The organism is Actinomadura geliboluensis, assembly GCF_005889745.1.
Classification (GTDB): Bacteria; Actinomycetota; Actinomycetes; order Streptosporangiales; family Streptosporangiaceae; genus Spirillospora; species Spirillospora geliboluensis.
In genome coordinates this window covers 20,711-37,753 of sequence record NZ_VCKZ01000009.1, presented here as the reverse complement: position 1 = coordinate 37,753, position 17,043 = coordinate 20,711, and the positions used below count along the sequence as shown (strand labels likewise).

At 66.0% G+C, this 17,043-nt stretch carries 18 protein-coding genes; 4 read left to right on the top strand and 14 right to left on the bottom strand.

Going from position 1 to position 17,043, the window contains the following annotated elements; translation table 11 throughout:
- Positions 1–122 precede the first annotated feature (122 nt).
- The 6 genes from ETD96_RS03005 to ETD96_RS02980 all read right to left on the bottom strand — a co-directional run bounded on the left by ETD96_RS03005 (position 123) and on the right by ETD96_RS02980 (position 4,583).
- Positions 123–317 (bottom strand): DUF397 domain-containing protein, encoded by a 195-nt coding sequence (locus tag ETD96_RS03005; RefSeq protein WP_138633617.1) that lies wholly within the window; start codon positions 315–317, stop codon positions 123–125.
- Complete coding sequence (locus ETD96_RS03000) at positions 314–1,240, bottom strand: helix-turn-helix domain-containing protein (protein WP_240807149.1); 927 nt, start codon at positions 1,238–1,240, stop codon at positions 314–316. Before ETD96_RS03000 ends, ETD96_RS03005 begins: the two co-directional genes overlap by 4 nt.
- Positions 1,241–1,566: 326 nt before the next feature.
- Entirely contained in the window at positions 1,567–1,761 is a 195-nt protein-coding gene (locus ETD96_RS02995) for a DUF397 domain-containing protein (RefSeq protein WP_138633611.1), read from the bottom strand.
- Between the two features lie 272 nt (positions 1,762–2,033).
- A complete protein-coding gene (locus ETD96_RS02990; RefSeq protein WP_138633608.1) occupies positions 2,034–2,528 on the bottom strand; it encodes a hypothetical protein in 495 nt (164 codons plus the stop codon).
- Positions 2,528–2,974, bottom strand: a complete 447-nt coding sequence (locus tag ETD96_RS02985) for a hypothetical protein (RefSeq protein WP_138633605.1) — start codon at positions 2,972–2,974, stop codon at positions 2,528–2,530. Before ETD96_RS02985 ends, ETD96_RS02990 begins: the two co-directional genes overlap by 1 nt.
- Positions 2,961–4,583, bottom strand: coding sequence for a hypothetical protein (locus ETD96_RS02980; protein ID WP_138633602.1), 1,623 nt, complete (start codon positions 4,581–4,583; stop codon positions 2,961–2,963). The genes ETD96_RS02985 and ETD96_RS02980 overlap by 14 nt, the downstream gene beginning before the upstream one ends.
- Before the next feature lie 958 nt (positions 4,584–5,541).
- Here ETD96_RS02980 and ETD96_RS02975 point away from each other — a divergent pair.
- Positions 5,542–6,168 (top strand): maleylpyruvate isomerase family mycothiol-dependent enzyme, encoded by a 627-nt coding sequence (locus ETD96_RS02975; protein ID WP_205719081.1) that lies wholly within the window; start codon positions 5,542–5,544, stop codon positions 6,166–6,168.
- Positions 6,169–6,270: 102 nt separating this feature from the next.
- Here ETD96_RS02975 and ETD96_RS02970 read toward each other — a convergent pair whose 3' ends face one another.
- Positions 6,271–6,630 carry a winged helix-turn-helix transcriptional regulator gene (locus tag ETD96_RS02970; protein WP_138633599.1) on the bottom strand — a complete coding sequence of 120 codons (360 nt, stop codon included), beginning with the start codon at positions 6,628–6,630 and terminating at the stop codon, positions 6,271–6,273.
- 78 nt (positions 6,631–6,708) lie between these two features.
- On the opposite strand from ETD96_RS02970, the gene ETD96_RS02965 reads away from it, so the two are divergent.
- Complete coding sequence (locus tag ETD96_RS02965) at positions 6,709–7,119, top strand: RidA family protein (protein WP_138633596.1); 411 nt, start codon at positions 6,709–6,711, stop codon at positions 7,117–7,119.
- Positions 7,120–7,283: 164 nt separating this feature from the next.
- Here the strand turns inward: ETD96_RS02965 and ETD96_RS02960 are convergent, their stop codons facing one another.
- Positions 7,284–8,222: a hypothetical protein gene (locus ETD96_RS02960; protein WP_138633594.1), complete on the bottom strand. Its 939-nt coding sequence runs from the start codon at positions 8,220–8,222 to the stop codon at positions 7,284–7,286.
- A 418-nt stretch (positions 8,223–8,640) separates the two neighbouring features.
- Between ETD96_RS02960 and ETD96_RS02955 the strand changes: the two genes are divergently transcribed.
- Positions 8,641–9,066 (top strand): ATP-binding protein, encoded by a 426-nt coding sequence (locus ETD96_RS02955; protein WP_138633591.1) that lies wholly within the window; start codon positions 8,641–8,643, stop codon positions 9,064–9,066.
- Positions 9,063–9,635 carry a hypothetical protein gene (locus ETD96_RS02950; protein ID WP_138633588.1) on the top strand — a complete coding sequence of 191 codons (573 nt, stop codon included), beginning with the start codon at positions 9,063–9,065 and terminating at the stop codon, positions 9,633–9,635. Before ETD96_RS02955 ends, ETD96_RS02950 begins: the two co-directional genes overlap by 4 nt.
- A gap of 307 nt (positions 9,636–9,942) precedes the next feature.
- On the opposite strand, the gene ETD96_RS02945 is transcribed toward ETD96_RS02950, so the two are convergent.
- The 6 genes from ETD96_RS02945 to ETD96_RS02920 form a co-directional block, all read right to left on the bottom strand.
- Positions 9,943–11,004 (bottom strand): zinc-binding dehydrogenase, encoded by a 1,062-nt coding sequence (locus ETD96_RS02945; protein WP_205719080.1) that lies wholly within the window; start codon positions 11,002–11,004, stop codon positions 9,943–9,945.
- A 124-nt stretch (positions 11,005–11,128) separates the two neighbouring features.
- Positions 11,129–11,929: a hypothetical protein gene (locus ETD96_RS02940; RefSeq protein ID WP_138633581.1), complete on the bottom strand. Its 801-nt coding sequence runs from the start codon at positions 11,927–11,929 to the stop codon at positions 11,129–11,131.
- A gap of 197 nt (positions 11,930–12,126) precedes the next feature.
- Positions 12,127–12,984 carry a hypothetical protein gene (locus ETD96_RS02935; RefSeq protein ID WP_138633578.1) on the bottom strand — a complete coding sequence of 286 codons (858 nt, stop codon included), beginning with the start codon at positions 12,982–12,984 and terminating at the stop codon, positions 12,127–12,129.
- Between the two features lie 1,105 nt (positions 12,985–14,089).
- Complete coding sequence (locus ETD96_RS02930) at positions 14,090–14,662, bottom strand: snapalysin family zinc-dependent metalloprotease (RefSeq protein WP_138633575.1); 573 nt, start codon at positions 14,660–14,662, stop codon at positions 14,090–14,092.
- A 30-nt stretch (positions 14,663–14,692) separates the two neighbouring features.
- Positions 14,693–15,418, bottom strand: a complete 726-nt coding sequence (locus tag ETD96_RS02925; protein ID WP_138633572.1) for a S1 family peptidase — start codon at positions 15,416–15,418, stop codon at positions 14,693–14,695.
- A 546-nt stretch (positions 15,419–15,964) separates the two neighbouring features.
- Positions 15,965–16,936, bottom strand: a complete 972-nt coding sequence (locus tag ETD96_RS02920) for an NAD(P)-dependent alcohol dehydrogenase (protein WP_205719079.1) — start codon at positions 16,934–16,936, stop codon at positions 15,965–15,967.
- Between the last annotated feature and the right edge of the window lie 107 nt (positions 16,937–17,043).

The window sequence follows — 17,043 nt, the reverse complement described above, 5'->3', positions numbered from 1 at the left end:
CCGCATAGGAGGATTCTTGACGCTCCGGCGGGTCGTCATCCGCACAAGAGAGAGTGTGAGGACGCAGAACGCTAGCGGCCTTGAGACGAGGGCTCGTCCCAAGGCCGGTGATGTCCGTAGCATCAGTGAGCGTCTGCGCGGATCCTGTGGAGGAAGCTCTGCCATTCCTCCTTGGTGAATTCTAGGGTCGGGCCATCGCCGTTGAGTTTGGTGTCGCGGACACCGATCGTCCCATCGGCGGCCTGACCGGCTTCGATGCATCCGCCGTTCGGTTCGCTGTGGCGTGACTTGCGCCAGCTGTGGAAGTGCTTGGTCATGTCCTCGATCCTGTCTGGTCGGAGAGCCCGTTGGCTACCCGACTGAGGAGCCTCATGCTGTCTTCGCGGGACAGGGCGGCCTCTCGCAGGCGATCGTAGATTTCGGTGTAGCGGCCTACGTCGCCTCGCTGATGTAGGACGAGGTCGGTGGTGACGGTGTCGATCACTGCTATTGGTGAGTCGGCTGGGTCTGTGAATGTGTAGAGGTAAAACGCTGACTTGGGGAGGAAACCTCCCGGGACGGTGGCATCGTGCCGGAGCACGCGAACCGCGATCCGTTCCTCTTCAGAGATGACTCTTATCATGTGCCGTAGCTGGGCGATCTTCGCTTGCGGCGGGACGGCGAGCCGGTGGATCACGCACTCGTCGAGGACGGTTTCGTAAGATGGTCCGCCTGCCCGTAGCAGTTCGCTTTGCCGTCGCATGCGAGCTTCGGTCATGCGCTCCGGAACGTAGTCGAGCTTTCCTTGGCACTTGTCCAGGTCGACGAGCGCGGCGATGAACTCGGGAGCCTGAAGGACGGCAGGCATCACGGTCTGGTTGTACTCCCGGACGGTCTCGGCGCTGTACTCGAGGTCCGAGTAGAGCTTCTGGCGAGGCCCCATGGAAACGCCATACCTGTCCCACCACCCCTTGTGGGCGGCCTCGCGGGCGAGTTGGAGGATCCTGTCGTACTGGCTGCCGGTGACTTCGAGGAGTTCGAGCATTGTCATGATCTCGCCGACATCCGGGCGGACTTGGGCGTTCTCCAGCCGGGAGACCTTCGTACGGGTGTAGAACATGAGGCGAGCGAGACCATCGGCCGTGAGGCCACGGCTCTCGCGCAGTTTGCGGATCTCGACCGCCAGTTGACGGCGGCGGACGTATGGACTCGGCAAGGCCGTCCTCCCGAAATCGCGTCGGACATGATCCGAACTGATCACTGATTCGGCACAGTTGATCACTACCGAGTAATCGTACGGTCGCCCTCGGACAAAAACGCGATCCGGGTCTCCGAAACAATCGCGATCCCTGGTATCGGCACACGCGATTTCCGCACGTTCAACATTCGCGTGTCCGATTCGTCCCAGTAGGCCAAATTCACAAAGCCAACATGTGTCGACTTATCGGATATATGAACGAGAGGCGATCCTTGATCCGTCCGCAGGTGATGGATCCGCGTCCCACGGGACACGTCAGTGTGCACTGCGCCAAGACGCCGGCAGCCGCGGGGCGAGCGCGCGTCCCAAGGCCGGTGGTATCCGTAGCATCAGTGGGCGTCTGCGCGGATCGTTTGGAGGAAGCTCCGCCATTCCTCCCTGGTGAATTCTAGGGTCGGGCCATCGCCGTTGAGTTTGGTGTCACGGACACCGATCGTCCCATCGGCGGCCTGACCGGCTTCGATGCATCCGCCGTTCGGTGCGCTGTGGCGTGACTTGCGCCAACTGTGGAACTGCTTGGTCATGTCCTCGATCCTGTCTGGGCGGAGAGCCCGTTGACCGCCCGGCCGAGGAGGCTCATGCTGTCTTCGCGGGACAGGGCAGCCTCTCGCAGGCGATCGTAGATTTCGGTGTAGTGGCCTACGTCACCTCGCTGGTGTAGGACGAGATCGGGTGATGTTATCGATCAGCGTTATTGGTGAGCCGGCCGGGTCCGCGAATGTGTGGGGTAAAACGCTGAATTAGAGATGAACCCTCCTGGGAGGATGGCGTCCTGGTGGAAGTCAAGCCGCCGGTATCATCGCTGTTCGGCGGGCTCGTTTCGGCGTGCGGAAAGCCATTGCCTGGTGTAGGCGGTCGCCTCATCGATGAACTGCTCCAGCCCCGCCCGCTCGAAGTTCGCTTCGTCGATGAGGTACAGGAGGACGAAGATCTCGGCGTATAGCACGGCCCGCACGTCGTTCGGCCCGCCGTCTTCAAGTGGTGGTGCACCGACGACACGGCGGATCATGTCTTCGGCCACGAGTGCGTTGATCAGTCCTGCGTCTTCTTCGGCCTTGATCCGTACGTCAGCCACGAGCCTGACGATCTCGCCAACCGTGTACGTCGGCGAGAACCTTCGGCGCACTGCGACACAGAACGCCCCGTAGAGCAGCGACATGTACCCGGCCGCCGTCTCGTCGTCCACCTGGATCTTCTCTTCCAGGGGTACCCACGCCTTCGGCCCCCTCAATAGAAAGGACCGCAGTGCAAGGATGTTCTCCTCTTGGATTTGAACGGCCGAGTAATCCATTACTCAAGCATTTCTTCTGCGTCTGCGCGAATCTGTGTCATGAAGGCGTCGAGTTCGGTTTCATTGAAATTGGCTTGTCCAACCAGAGCGGCTAGCAAGATGATCTGATGGCGAAGAATCGTTCCGTCATCTATGCCTGATATGGAACCCTTGCCAAGGGCGTGTAGAATCATTCGTTCGGCCACGTCAGGATTGATGGCGTCCGGAGCATCGTCGCTCTTCGCCCGTGCCATCGCGATGAATTCGATGATCTCAGGCCGGTCGGCGGGTTCGCCGTTCTTGACGAAGCGACGCTGGATGGCCTCGAACAAGCCGGCTGCCAGCAGTGCTGCATAGCCGACGTTGTCGGACTGATCGAGTTCGTTGAACAGTCGAAGATGCTCCTCCGGCGGCCGTCCTGCCAGTTGAGTACGGAGTGCCTCTACCTGCTTATCAGTTACTGGCATGTTCTCTTCCTGTGTATCGCTTGAGGATTGCAACGCCTCTTCGAAGCAGTTCGACTGTAACCACGATACTGCTGACTGCGCCGATCATGGCGTCTCCGGCCTTGATGGGCTGATCCACCGAACTGATGCGGTCTGAAATATCCCGGACTGCGCATGGCTGCGTCTGCGGTGGCCGTGAATCGAGCTGCTTGAAGGCTGGTTTGGCGACATCGTTCGCGGCGTCCTGAAGCTCTGCACTGGCTCGAAGCATCTCCCTGCGGATGTCTTTCGGGCTTCGTGGTCGCTCAGGGTCATGCTCACGAACGTCCCTGTTCTCCGGGTCGTCGTCGGGGTCGCGGAGTTCGCCGCGTCCGGCGTCGCCGCCTTGTGCTCCCACCGGGTCGAGGTCTTCGCGGGTCGGAAGTTCGGCCGGTTCCGTTGTCTCGGGTTCGGTCCGCGCCAGTTCGGTGCCGGGTTGGCTGGTCTGCTCTCGTCCATATCGGGGCTCGATGTGTACTTGGCCGCTGCTGTCGGTATACACATCGGAAAGAATGGGATTGGGGTGGGCCTCTGGGTTTGTCTCATTGGTCTCGTTCGGGTCCTGCTCGGTGCCGTCGTCTTCGGCTTTCTTACCACGGTCGCCATCGTCTTCGGCGTGAGGTTCTTGCGTCCCGTGGTTATCGGCGGTCTCTCCGGACGAGGGTGGAGGGTTGTCAGTGGTTTGCCGGTCGCCTGTTTCGCTATTCGGGTCCTCGGGGTCGCCGAGAGGCTCCTGGATCTCGGTGCCTTGCTCGACGGCTCCGTCTTGGCGACGGTCGGCCTCGGCCTGCTCTTCGGCGGGAAGCGGGCGTTGCGAGTCTTGGCTCTGGCCGGTGGGCTGCTCGGCGGCGGGACGGTCCTGCTGCTGGGAAAGAGGCTGTTCGTCGCCCGCCTCCGCCGCTGCGGACGGGGACGCCGGGCCGTTGTCGGTGGGCCCGTCCACCGTCGGCGCTTTCGGCTCGGAGTCTCCCACTGGGTTGGCATCGCGTCCCCGTGACTCTGGGGCGCCGGGTGCGCTGTCCGTCCCGCCCTCCTGAGGAGCGCTTCCCTGCGCGCCGGAGCCGTCGCTGGGCTTGTCGGTGCCCTGCGGAGGTTGCTGCGTGTCCGGTGCTGTTCGGCTTTCAGTGGATGCAGCGGCTTCCTGCCGTCGGAGCGGCTCGTGCTCTTGGTCTTGCGGACGCGGCGCCTCAGGCACTCGGTTCCCGGTCTGCTCCCCGGAGAGTTGAGGCACGGGACGGTCGCGGTCGCCGGGTTCGTCGCGGCCGAGAACTTCGTTGGTCGGTGTTCCGGTGTCGCGGGGGCGTGCTTCCGGCTCGCGCTCGTCATCCCGCGTGCCCTCGGCGTTTGCGGGTGCGTGCTCGCCCTTCCCCGCCTCACGCACGTCCCGACCCGCGTCGGTGTCATCCGCCTTCTGACCGCCGGTTTCGCTTTGCTGCGGGCCGGGACGGTCATCGCGGCCACCGCCCTCCAAGCCGGCGGTGCTGCTGGAGCTAGCGTCCTGGGTCTTGTTCTGCTCCTGGTCCTGCCGAGTGCGGGCGCGGCTTTCCAAGCGGGACGGCTGGCCGGGTGATCCGGGGTTGTCGGCCGGCAAGGTGTACTGCTGTGCGGGAGGCGTGGGCTTGTCGGCGGGCCCGGTGCGGGTGTCGGTCTCGCGTTCGGTGACCTGGGCGGCCTGGGAACGGTCTCGGCTACCTGGAGAGGATGCGCCGGTTCGAGCGCCGGCGTCGCGTGAGCGCGGTTCCTCGTTCCGCGGGCTGCCCTGCCCGGTCTCTGATCTGCTTTGGGTCCCTGCGCTCTCGGTAACTCCACCCGCCTGCGATGAGCCGGGCTTGGCCTCACGGGGGCTGGCCGTGCCCTGGGCACCGCCGGTGTCCTGGCCCTTGCTCTGCTCTTGGTCTTGGCGGGTGCGGGCGCGGCTTTCCAGGCGGGACGGCTGGCCGGGTGATCCGGGATTGTCCGGCGGTGGCGTGTAAGGGCGGTCCCCGGACGTTGGCCTGTCCGTGGTCTCGGTGCGGGTGCCGGTTCCGCCGTTGTCCTCCACGCCCACGCTGGCAGGCCCTTTCCACGAGGGGGCGCGAACCGGTTCGTGGCGACGGTTCGCGGGTCATGTCCCGTGACGCGCGGGGCCGACGTCCAGGGCGCAACCGGACCCTATGTAACCGTGCGCGTGCAGACTTTGCACGTGCGGAAATCGGACGTGAAAGTGCCGTGCCTGCGTTTCGCCTTCCAAGTGGTCGACAGGACCCGCGATTCGTCCTCAAGGAGTGCCTGAGCCGGAAGGGGCGCTGAATCCGACGGTCGGCAATCAAGTGATGCGTCGCCCCGCCCTGCGAGGTGTTGGCGAAGACGCGTTTCTCGGTCAGGGTGGACAGAGGGCTGCGGCTACGTGACCTCCGCCGCCCTCGAAGGCTGAAGATCTCTCCACACTGGATCGAGTGATCGTGAGCAGACGGGGTGTTCGACACCGCGGTTCGCTCACCTGGCGATGAGTTCCTGCCGAGCCGCGAGTCTCACCCGGCGAAACACCCTGATCGAGTGATGGAGAAACGGTGGCAGAAGACGTCTGGCCGATGGTTCATGCGGAGCGTGCGGCGCTGATCGATGATCTCGCCCATCTCGATGACGAGCAGTGGCGGGAGCCGTCGCTGTGTGAAGGGTGGACGGTGCATGACGTGGCCGCCCATCTAGTCGGCACGGCTCGGACGACGCGTCTGGGGTTCGTGGCCGGTCTCGTCCGGGCGCGGTTCGATTTCCACCGTCAGAACGCACGTGGTGTGGAGCGTGAGCGCGGTGCCTCACCTCAGGAGACGTGGGAGCGGCTGCGCCAGGTGGCGTCGCGGCGGTCGACGCCTCCGGCGCCGCTCGACAGTCGGCTCGTCGAGGAGGTCGTCCACGGTGAGGACATCCGTCGGCCGTTGGGGCTCAGCCGCTCCTACCCGCAGGAGGCCGTGGTCAGATCGCTCCGTCTGCAGGCTCGCACGCCCGCGGCTTTCGGCGGGGCCAAGGAGTTGACGGCTCGTCTCCGGCTTACGGCGACGGACGCCGACCTGTCGATCGGAGACGGCCCGGAAGCGAGCGGAACCGCGCTTTCGCTCCTCTTGGCCATCTCTGGGCGAGCAGTGGCGCTGGACGATCTTGGCGGGCCGGGAGCCTCCACGCTGGCGATGGCCGCCTGAGTTCCGCACCGAACGGCCGCAGATGTTCTCCGGGGCCGTTCTCGTCCCCCAGAACGGCCCGCCAAGACCGCGCACGATCATCGTCCGGCAGGTGAGAGCTCATTAGCCCTGGGCGTCGAAGGCGTCGCGGGCGCGTTCGATGGCGGGCATGTGCTGGGAGGCCCAGGCCAGCAGGACGTCGACGGGATCGCGGAGGGTCTTGCCGAGCGGGGTGATCCGGTAGGTGATCGCGACCGGCCGGGTGGAGGTGACCTCGCGCTCGATGACGCCGTTGCGTTCGAGCCGCCGCAGGGTGGCGGTCAGTGATTTCTGGGTGACCCCCGGGATGGCGCGGCGGAGTTCGTTGAAGCGGCAAGGACGCTCGCACAATTCGTTCAGGACGCTGAGAGACCACTTGTCGAGCACCTGGTCGAGCAGCTCGCGGTGCACGGCGTCGATGCGGATCTCGCCCTCGGTATCCATGCTGAAACCTGGTTTCGTTGAAGTGTCCTTCTTGCACTAAGTATCTTAGCGATACCTAGATGAGAAGGAGAACACCTCATGTCCGTCCAGTACCTCACTCCCGAAGGCATGCTGCAGCCCGCGCCCTACCACCATGTGGCCGTGGGCACCGGCACCAGGCACGTGCACGTCAGCGGGCAGGTCGCCCGCCAGGCCGACGGTGCTCCGGTCGCTCCGGGCGACCTGGCCGGGCAGGTCGCCCATGCCCTGCGCAACACCGCCACCGGCCTGGCAGGAGCGGGTGCAACGTTCGACGACGTGCTGCGCCTGACGTTCTACGTCACGAAATGGAGCCCGGAAAAGATCGGTGACTTCATGGCCGGCGTGGAGGCCGTCGCCGAGGAGATCGGGCTGAAGCTTCCGATGCCACCGGCGTCCCTCATTGGCGTCGATTACCTCTTTGAAGAGGACGTTCTGGTCGAAGTCGAAGCCACCGCCCTCCTCGACTGACCCCCGCCCGGTGCAGGCGGGCTCCGTGCCCCTCGCCGTTGCGGACGTCAGGTCCAGACCTGGGACCCGCAGCGGGAGGGGCGCAACTGGATGCTCGGCCTTCCGCATTCCGCTTGCCGGGTCGCTGCGGCTAGCGCGGATAGGTCCCGCCGGGCTCGGCGCCGTTATGACGGACGGTGGCGCGGGGCGTCCGGTGGCCAGGCGGTTCGGGTGGGCATCAGGGGCAGGCCGCTGAGCCAGACGTGATCGGCCTTCGGCACCACGCGGATGGAGACCGGGATCCCGCCGGTCGCGCGGGTCGGAAACTCGCCGGCCCCCGCATCGCGCGACAGGTAGGCGAGCCCTTGCCGGAGATGGGCGCGCGGTCCCGGGTCGAGGTGGCGCGCCCACGGCGGCGCGGGCTCGTCGCGCAGCCATGCGAGGCAGGCCATCGCGTAGCCGAACTCATGTTCCGTCAGGTAGCCGAGACGTGAATAGCCGTCGTTGCGGGCGGCGTTCAAGGTGCGCTCGTCCAGATATCCGAGCGGCTGGACGGAGAAGCCGCGGCGCGTTTCACCGAACTTCATCGCGGCGTTCGCGGTGAAGACGCCGAAGCCGAAATAGACGGTCAGGAGGTCGGTCAGCCGCTCGTGATCCTTGCGTCCGGCGGTGATGCGATTCTCGCCGAGGAGCCGAACATGGCACAGTTCATGCGCGATGATGGCGATCAGATAGGCGGGATCGGACGCCTCCGCCATGTCCAGCCCGATGACTGCTCGGCCGTTCTCGACGTAGTAGTGCCCGACCGCGCGCTTGTCCGCTCGCTCCGCCGTGCCTTCGTCCGCCCGGTCGAACAACTCCACGATGAGCTCGGACCGATCGATTTCCATCAGTTCGCACACTGCGGTGAGCAGGCGGTCGACCTGCTGCGGCGTGCCGGTGTAGTCCTGCGGGCACAGCGCCGGACCGGGCAGGGTCACAGGCCGCAGCGCCGGGCCGCGGCCGAACTCCCGAACGAACCACATGATCGACGCCTCGATCCATGCCTGGTGCGTGATGCCGACCGGGCACTCGGTGCCCACAGTCGGCGACCAGGGCCGCGGCGCCTCGGGCTCTTCGTTCATCGCACTCCCCGGTCATCGTCTTCTTGTATCCCCTTAGCGGCTTCGACGCCCGCGAAAATGGCCGACGCCTGCCGCCCGAACGGCCGTGCCCAGGGCAGCGGCCGAACCGTGCAGATATTTATCACGCATTGCAGCCGCACTGTCAATAATGCCGCGACATTCCCTCCAGAAGGAGGGTTGATAATGGCATGTGCGGAATTTGGATGAGTGAATTTAGAGGCGTTCGCCCCTGCCGTGTGCGAGACGTGCACGTGCGGGATTCGGCCATGCGCGGCCCGTCTGTACCAATCCACCGTCCGGGCCCCCAACTGCGCCGATTTTGCGTGACCGTGAGGCGACTTCCTGTGACGATCGGTGTGCGAAGCAGGGGAGACCCGAGCGAACCGCAACGTCCACGTCCGTGATCAGGAGTGTTCCGATGTCCTTGACGATGCCTCCGGCGGTGCAGCCGGCGCCGATGCGTTGGCGGCGTTCCTTCCCCGGCGGGCCTGAGCAGGCCCGCGACGTCCGCCGGTTCGTCGGCTGCCTGCTGGCCGGCTGCCCCTACCTCGACGACGTCCTGCTCGCCGCCGACGAACTCGTCGTGAACGCGCTGCGGCACACGAAGTCCGGGCAGGACGGCGGCTCCTTCACCGTCGAGATCGCCCAGGACGGCGGCCTTGTCGCCGTATCGGTCACCGACCAGGGCGGACCGGTCGAGCCCGCCGCCGTCGATGCCTGTGAACTCGCCGAGTCCGGGCGCGGGCTGCGCACGGTCTCCCTGACCGCCGCGAGCTGGGGCTGGCACGGCAACGGCGAGGGCCGCACGGTCACCGCCGTCTTCGCGGGGGAGTGGGCCGCGTGACCGAACCCGCCTCCTGGACGCATGTCCGGGTCCAGCGGCGCGTTCACGCCGCGATGACCGCCGCGATGCGCGCGGACGTCCACGCCATCGACGCCGCCCTCGTCCAGAACGAGAGCGGGAGCCTTGATGCGCATAGCCGTGAGTTCGTCGGTGCGTCCCGTCGTCTCGTGCTGGCCTGCACTGCCGCGCTGACCTGCGTCCTGTCGGCGCACCGCCCCAGCAGCGACCAGCGCGGACGGGACATCTGCCATGGGTGCGGGACGCCCGACTGCCGCACGCTGCAGGGGATCGCGGATGTTCTGGCCGCCTACACCGTCCGCCCGAGCCCGATCGACCGCGCCGAGGCATGGCGTCGCGCCGACACCCATTTCGCGTGCGGTGCCCGCCCGGTCCCGGTGGTCGTCGAAGAGTTCCCGGACGGTTTCATCACGCGAGCCGCGACCGCTCGTGCCGACGACACCCGCCCGATCCTGATCGTCGACCGGCACACCGGCGCCTTGAGCCGCTGGCCATCCCTGCCTCACGACACCCTCGTCCGCGAATACACCCGCCATCACGCCGGCCGTTGATCCAAGCAGCACGCGGTGGGACGTCGGCCAGGTCGTCCAGACGGCTTGAACCGCTCCGACAACGCGACCGCGGTATACGCGGGTCCGGCGGACTTCGGCCAGCTCACGAGGTCCGCGTGTGGATCGGCTCGTCACCGCTACGGCAGCGGCTCTAGTCGTCTTCCACGTACGGCCGCCTAGCCCGCTGATCTGCCGCCTTCTTGCCCTCCAATCGCGCACCCAGAGGCAGGGACGGGGGCTGCCGCTGGGCAACGCGTTGGAGGCGCGACAGCAACCCTGACCTCGCTCTCACTCACCGGAATGCGTATTAAGGCAAGACCACAATCTTGCCGACGAGTGAGCCGTGGCGGAACTCCTCCTGAGCCGCATGGATGTCGCTGAGCGGATACCCGGCGGCGATGCGCGGTCGCAGGGCGCCTGTGCGGGCCAGTTCCGCCAGCTCTGCGAAATGGGCACGGGTGTGCATCGAGGAGCCGATGAGGCTGAGATTGTGCAGGTAGAGGCGCCGCAGGTCGAACGAGACCACGGGCCCGGCGACCGCGCCGGCGATGACCCAGCGGGCACCGTCGCGCAGTGCGGGCAGCACCCGCTCGAGCCATGGGCCGCCGGCCACGTCGGCGACGGCGTCCAGCCCGCCGGGCGCCGCCGCCCGCAACTTGTCCTGCAGTTCATCCGGGTCCATGTCACGGGAGACGGTGACTTCCGCGCCGGCGTCGCGCACCACTTCGGCCTTGGTGCCGCTGGTCAAGGCCAATACACGCGCGCCAAGCGCAGCCGCGAGCTGGACGAGGGCGAACCCGACACCGCCGGACGCACCCGTCACGAACACCGTCTCGCCTTTCTTGATGTGGGCCCGCTCCAGCATGCCCATCGCCGTGCCGTATGCCACGGGCAGCGAAGCGAGCTCCTCGTCGGACAACGGCGAGTCGGTCATATCGTGCAGCCGGACGGCGTCGACCACCACATAGGTGGCGAAGCCCCCGTCCGCCTCGCTGCCGAGCAGACCGATCGGGACCGCGTCCTCGCCCTCATCGGCGTAGAACGCCGGATCGACCAGGACTCGCCGTCCCACCCAGTCATCGGAGACGTCGCCGCCGACCGCGGTGACCGTACCTGCGATGTCCCCGCCCTGCACACGAGGGAAGTCCACCGGGCCGCGCCATCCGGCCTTCGCGTCCGGACGGCCCGGCAGCCCGTAGGCGCCCTCCCGCGTCCAGATATCGGTGTTGTTCAACGCTGCCGCAGCCACACGAATGAGCACCTGGCCTGAGCCGACCCGGGGAACGGGCCAGTCCTCCCGCACCTCCAGGGCGTCCGGCCCGCCGTGTCGGCGCAGCACAGCGGCGGTCATCAAAGAATCGTCGCCCATATGTCCTTCCTGGCTCACCACCACTTCCGGACGGGCTTCCCCGAGCGCACCCGTGTAACCCCGCGAGGCGGCGATGAGGGCGGTCGTCGCGCAGCCCGGCGCCCCGGTTTGATCAGGGTGGGCTCTAGGGGACCAGCGTGACCTGGTGCTCGTGACCAGAGTCGATGACGACCTCTCCGTCCGCCAACACGTCTCGGCCGCGCACTGACTCCCACGCCGTGGTGATCCCCTTGGAGGCCTCCAGCGCCAGCAGTGATGTGAAGACCGCGCGTTCCCCCATTGGTCGGTAGACCAAGGAGTCTGGGAAGCTTTCACGCAATTGTTCGGTGTGGCTGTCCCGCATTATGCGAAATAGTGGGATGTTGAAGCTTTGGAGCGCGTGGACGGGAAGCAGGGGGCCTCGTTTGTCGACGTACAGCAGCACGTCTCCGGAGATGTTTGCGGCGAGTCCCTCAAGAGTGTCGGACCGCCAGCCTTGAAAATCATCCGACTCGACGAAGTCAAGTTGGATGGGTCCGGTGCTGCTCACGCCGAGCATGCGGAAGTCATCGAACGTCCAGATCACCGGTTTCCCGTCACTGCGCACCGGAATGCTGAGCTGTTTCACGTCCAGGAGAGACTTGGCGAGTTCGAGTCGGCGGGCTCTGAGCGCGGCCATCTTGCGCAGCCAGGTCCGGGCGCTCGATGCCACGTCTCTAGTGCGGACGTCGACAGTGTTGTCTCGCTCGAACCCGGCAAGGATGTCCGCCTTGCCCGGTCGCAGTTCATGTCGTATCCCACCGTCGGTGGGATACGGGCGGCGGTGATCGAAACCGAAGTACCTGATGTCGTCGGGTATCTCATCGGGGAATGCTTCACAGAAGTAGATCGAACCATCATCCGACGGGCTTCTGGGGTTGTTCTGATCCCAGTCCGGATCCGGCACCCACTTCAACCGGGCGCAGGAGTCGCAGATGCTCCACCGTGGTACGATCACAGCCGCTGCCTCCCATTGAAGTATTCATCGATGAATCGTCCCAACGGTCGTAACAATCGGGCAAGGCTGTGTGCTGATTCGGCTACCTTCCCCGCAGAGCAACCGGGGCACCGCGCTGCCCCCGGACCAGGCTTGATCGATGAGCTCTAAGCGGTCAGTGTCGCCTGGTGCTCGTGACCAGGGTCGATGACGACCTCTCCCTCCGCCAACACGTCTCTGCCACGCACTGACTCCCACGCCGTGGTGATACCCCTGGAGGCCTCCAGCGCCAGGAGCGATGTGAAGACGGTGCGTTCTTCCTTTGGCCGGTAGACCAACGAATCTGGAAACTTCTCGCGCAACTCTTCGATCGATCCGTTCCGCATGATGCGAAACAGTGGGATGTTGAAGCTATGGAGCGTCTGCACGGGAAGAAGAGGGCCTTTCTTGTCGACGTAGAGCATAACGTCCTGGGATATGCCGTCGGCGAGCTCCTCGAGCGAGTCGGTGCGCCAGCCTTGGAAATCGTCCGACTCGGCGAAGTCGAGTTGGATCGGTCCCGTGGTGCTCACTCCGAGCATGCGGAAGTCGTCGAAAACCCAAATCACTGGTTCGCCATCACTGCGCACCGGAACGGTGAGTTGATCCGCGTCCAGCAGGAACGTGGCAAGCTCGAGCCGGCGGGCTCTCAAAGCGGCCATCTGGTCCATCCATGCTCGCGCGGTCGATGTAACGTCCCTGATTCGGACTTCTATGGGAGTCTCTTCCTCGAAGGCGGCCAGAAGATCCGCCATGTCCGGCCGCAGCTCGTGGCGGATCCCGCCGTCGGTCGGGTAGGGGAGTCGGTGATCAAACCCATGAAAGCTGATATCGTCGGGAATTTCGTCCGGGAAGGCGGCGCAAAAATCTATCATCCCGACTTTCAGGGGATTGGTTATCTCATTTGGGTTCCAGTCGGGATCCGGGACGCTCTTCAAAAGCTTGCAGGAATCGCAGATGCTGGACGGGGGTATGATGGTTGTCACTACTTCCCCTTGAAGTGCTTGTCGATGAATTGTCCGATCGCTGCAGATATCGGCGCGGCAGGCGGGCGGCCGCCTGTGAGGCGGGTGTCATAGCCCTGCCCCTTCACCTCCGCGCGGCATGGTTCGGGTGCTCAAGACGACCCAGCATCTCGGTTCTCCTGCACAACGCCCACGCTCGCAACCCCTTCGCTGGCCGCCCGGAAGTGATCCGAGCAGTCGGACGGCTCTTCGGACGTGTACCGCGACGTGCGGGGCTGATGTCTGGCCACGCCGGCCCTTATCCAATCGCGCACGTCCAGGCTTTGCACGTCCCGATATTCGGCCGCACCGCCTGGTTCTGCGTATCTTTAGTTATCGCGTCGACCACTCCACTGCTTCGTCCCATGATGTGGGTAGCATGGGACGAATTTGACTTCAGCAAGGATCTATTCAAGCGAGACGACGATGCCGTGTACGTCCTAGAACAGCTGATATGAGGCTGCCTGTAGGGGCCTCGCGACCTTGCGTGCAGCGGACAGGCTGCTAGGCAGGGGGCGCGCCCGGCGCCGTGGCGGTGTGTGTGGCGCGGTGGCGCTACCGTTCGGGGGAGAGTGCCCCTCGGATGGGAGTTGGTGTGAGGCCGCCGGTCTGTTTGATCTGCAGGGCGTCCCCTCAAGACGACCTTTCGTACGCGTCGTTCACGGCCGTCCGTTTCGCGATCGACGCCGAGGAGGAGGCCGTCCGGCGGGAATGGGACCGGGAGGGCTGGACCGGCCATCCACCGAAAGTGGAGTGGTTCTGCGGCGAGCACACCGCGTTGGCCGAAGAGCATTCGCATCTGCATTGGCGGACGGCCTTGACACGCTTGCAGGCGCATCAGAAGTAGGCCCGCATGGGCTGAGTGCCTGGTAGCGGGGACGAGCCTGCCATGGACTCGGCGTTTTGGCGCGTCCAGTCTCGTGCAGTCTTCGCACCTCAGCGTTTCGCGATGTACTCCGCGCCGCAAGCGTCCGGTCGGCTCGCACGTCTGAGAGCAGCCATGCGATGGCGCGGCACCGTCACCAGGCCTGCTGGTGACGGTGCCGCGGCGGGTTTCGGCGTCCAGGCGACGTCTGTGGTCGGACGGTCAGAAGACGAAGCAGTCCGCGTAGGTTGCCTGCCGGGCGGTGGTGGCCGTGCGCGCTGCGGGGACCCAGGCGCCCGCGTTGCGCGTGACCTGTGCTGCTTCTGTCGAATGCGGAGTGGTGCTCTGGCAGGAGACAGGGGAGCTGTGGCCCGACATCAGGTAGTCGCAGCGTCCGTTGCGGTTGTCAGGGAGGCTGAGGGCGTGCCCGAGTTCGTGGGCGGCGATCCTGGGCGGGTAGAAGCCGTCGTTGACCGCTTGACGTCCCATGTAGATGACGGCCTGGCCGAAGCCGTACATGTAGGTGCGGGGCCACCCGTTGTCGGCGTAGACCTTGACGGTGGCCTGGGCTCCGGTCGCGGGGACGAGCCGGATCGCGGGCACGGCCGCGTTCCATGCGGCGGCGCCTTCGTCGACGGCCGCCCTGAACTCCTGGGCGCCGCTGGCGTCGTAGTAGATCGTCCGGACGGCGAGCGGGGCGGGGGCCGCGGCGGACGCGGGAGCGGCGGCCAGCGCGGGCACCAGGAAGGCCAGCCCAAGGGTGACGGTCAGTGCCGCCATGATCTTTCGGAACATGCGGGAACTCCTGCGGGGTGGGGGCGGGGGTCAGCCGCCGATTTGCTGGTTGATCCAGGACAGGTACGGCGCGATGCCGGTGTACAGGGTCGTGGTCGCGCACTCGCCGCGGTTGTCGCCCGGGCCGTGGGTTTCGCCGACGAGCGTCCAGTTGCCGCGGGAGCCGACGACCGCCGGGCCGCCGGAGTCGCCGTGGCAGGCGGAGTGCGACCGGTCGCCCGACACGCAGACGTCGTTCGCGGTGCCGCCGCCGGCCCAGCACTGGCCGCTGGGCAGGACGGTCAGGTCGATCTCCTGCAGGATGGTGGGGGTGCTGCAGTACGGCCAACTCGTGCAGCCCCAGCCGAGCAGCCGAACCGGGGTGTTCGGCGCGGGGTTGGACTGCGCCATCCGCACCGGGGCCGCCTGGACGGGCGAGGACAGGTGCATCAGCGTGAGGTCGGTGCCCGGCCGGGTCGTGCGCCGGTCGATCGACCGGACCTCACCGCCGGAGTTCTTGTAGATCGAGCCGATCCGGGCCTGCGACGCCGGGCCGCAGTGGTTGGCCGTGACGATCCACTGGGGCGCGACCAGGCTGCCGCCGCAGCCGTTGTTCAGCGCCGCCATCCAGGAGTACGTCTCCGTGGCGGTGTGGCCGCCGATGATGGGCTGGGCGCCGCCGCCACCGGGAGGTTCGGCAGCCGACGCGGCGGTCGCACCGCACATCGTGAGTGCGGCCGCGCAGGCGACCAGGGCCGCTTGCATCAGTCTTCGCATGGTGGTTCTCCAATCTGGAGTTCAGGCCGGTGGCGGGCCTCACCGCGCTCCCCGACCAGAGCAGGCGGCGGCAGCGCCGAAACGGCGGTTATCGGAGTGTGGAGCCGATTCCAGGACCTCGGGCGTGGCCGCGTTACGCGACGGTGCCGGGCTCCGTTAATGGACGGTGCGTTTCCGATCGTCGGTGGGACGGGTGAACGTGGAAATCTCCCCGGCGATATGGACCGGGCTCCATGAGTGGCAAAGGAAATACAGCACCGCATACTCCGTTGTATGCGGTGTCTCAATGATCTCCTCGGGGGTGCCACATCTACCGGAGGGTAGTTGAGCGAACCATCTCGCTCTAGCGGATGAACGGCTCTAGATGTTCAATGTTGATTTCTAGGAGCGTAGAAATCCGGTGCTGTTCCGTGCCGTGATCTCGCTGATCTCCGGTGGAGGCAGCCGTGTGACAGTTCGGAGTATGAAAGCGGCTTGCGGTGCGCGGCATGAGCGAATGCCCGGGTTCGGCCTCGCGAAGGTTTGAGGGGCGGGCGTTCAGGCCGCTCAGGGGTGTGGTGCGACGTCGATGACGACGTTGCCGATCTTCTGGCCCGTTTCGACGTATCGGTAGGCTTCGACGATCTGATCCAGGGGGTATCGGCGGTCGATGACCGGCCTGAACTGCCCTGACTCCATCAGGCCCCGGAGGTGCTCCACCATTTCCTTGTTCTGTGTGGGCGCGCCGAACTTCACCCTCTTGCCGCGCAACAGTGGCGTGAAGAGTGACAACGGAATGTTCTGCCACCCTGGCCCGAGGTCGGACGACATGTAGAGCCCGCCGGGTTTCAGAAGCCGTCGGCAGCGGCCGAACGTGCTCTTCCCGACCGCGTCGAGTACCAGGTCGTACCGCTGTTCGTCCGCGGTGAAGTCCTGGGTCGTGTAGTCGATGACCCGGTGAGGCCCCAGGTCGCGCACCAGTTGCAGATTCGCCGTGTCGCAGACCGCTGTCACCGTGACGTTCATGCTTTTCAGCAGTTGCACTGCAGCCGAGCCGATGGCGCCGGTCGCGCCGTAGACGAGGACGTCCTGTCCGGCCGTGATGCGTGACGTGCGGATGGCCGAAAGCGCGTAGTGCGCTCCTTCCGTACCGGCGGCGGCCTCGCGGAAATCCGCGTCCGCGGGCATGGTCGCGATCATGCCGCTCTCCGGGACGGACAGGTACTCGGCGTGCGTCCCGAACCGGCCCTCGTTGTAGCCGAAGACCCTGTCGCCGACGGCGAAGGACGCCACGCCGCTGCCGACCGCTTCGACCACTCCGGCGAACTCGGTCCCCAGGATCTTCCGGCGCGGCCGGGTGAGCCCGGTGAGCAGCCGCATGAAGAAGGGCCGGGCGGCGCGGTAGGCGCAGTCCGTGCGGTTCACCGTGGTCGCGTGCACCTTGACGAGGACGTCGCCGTCTCCGGCCACGGGCTCGTCCACCTCGGCGATCTGGACCACTTCGGGCGGGCCGTACCTGGCATGAACCGCTGCCTTCACAAATGCACCATAAGCCAGGCGTCCATCCCCTCTCGTGCGATCAGCCGAGACAGGCCATCTTGGTATCTGCTGCGGCTGTTCGGCTCGCGCGCGCTGCGGCCCGCCCC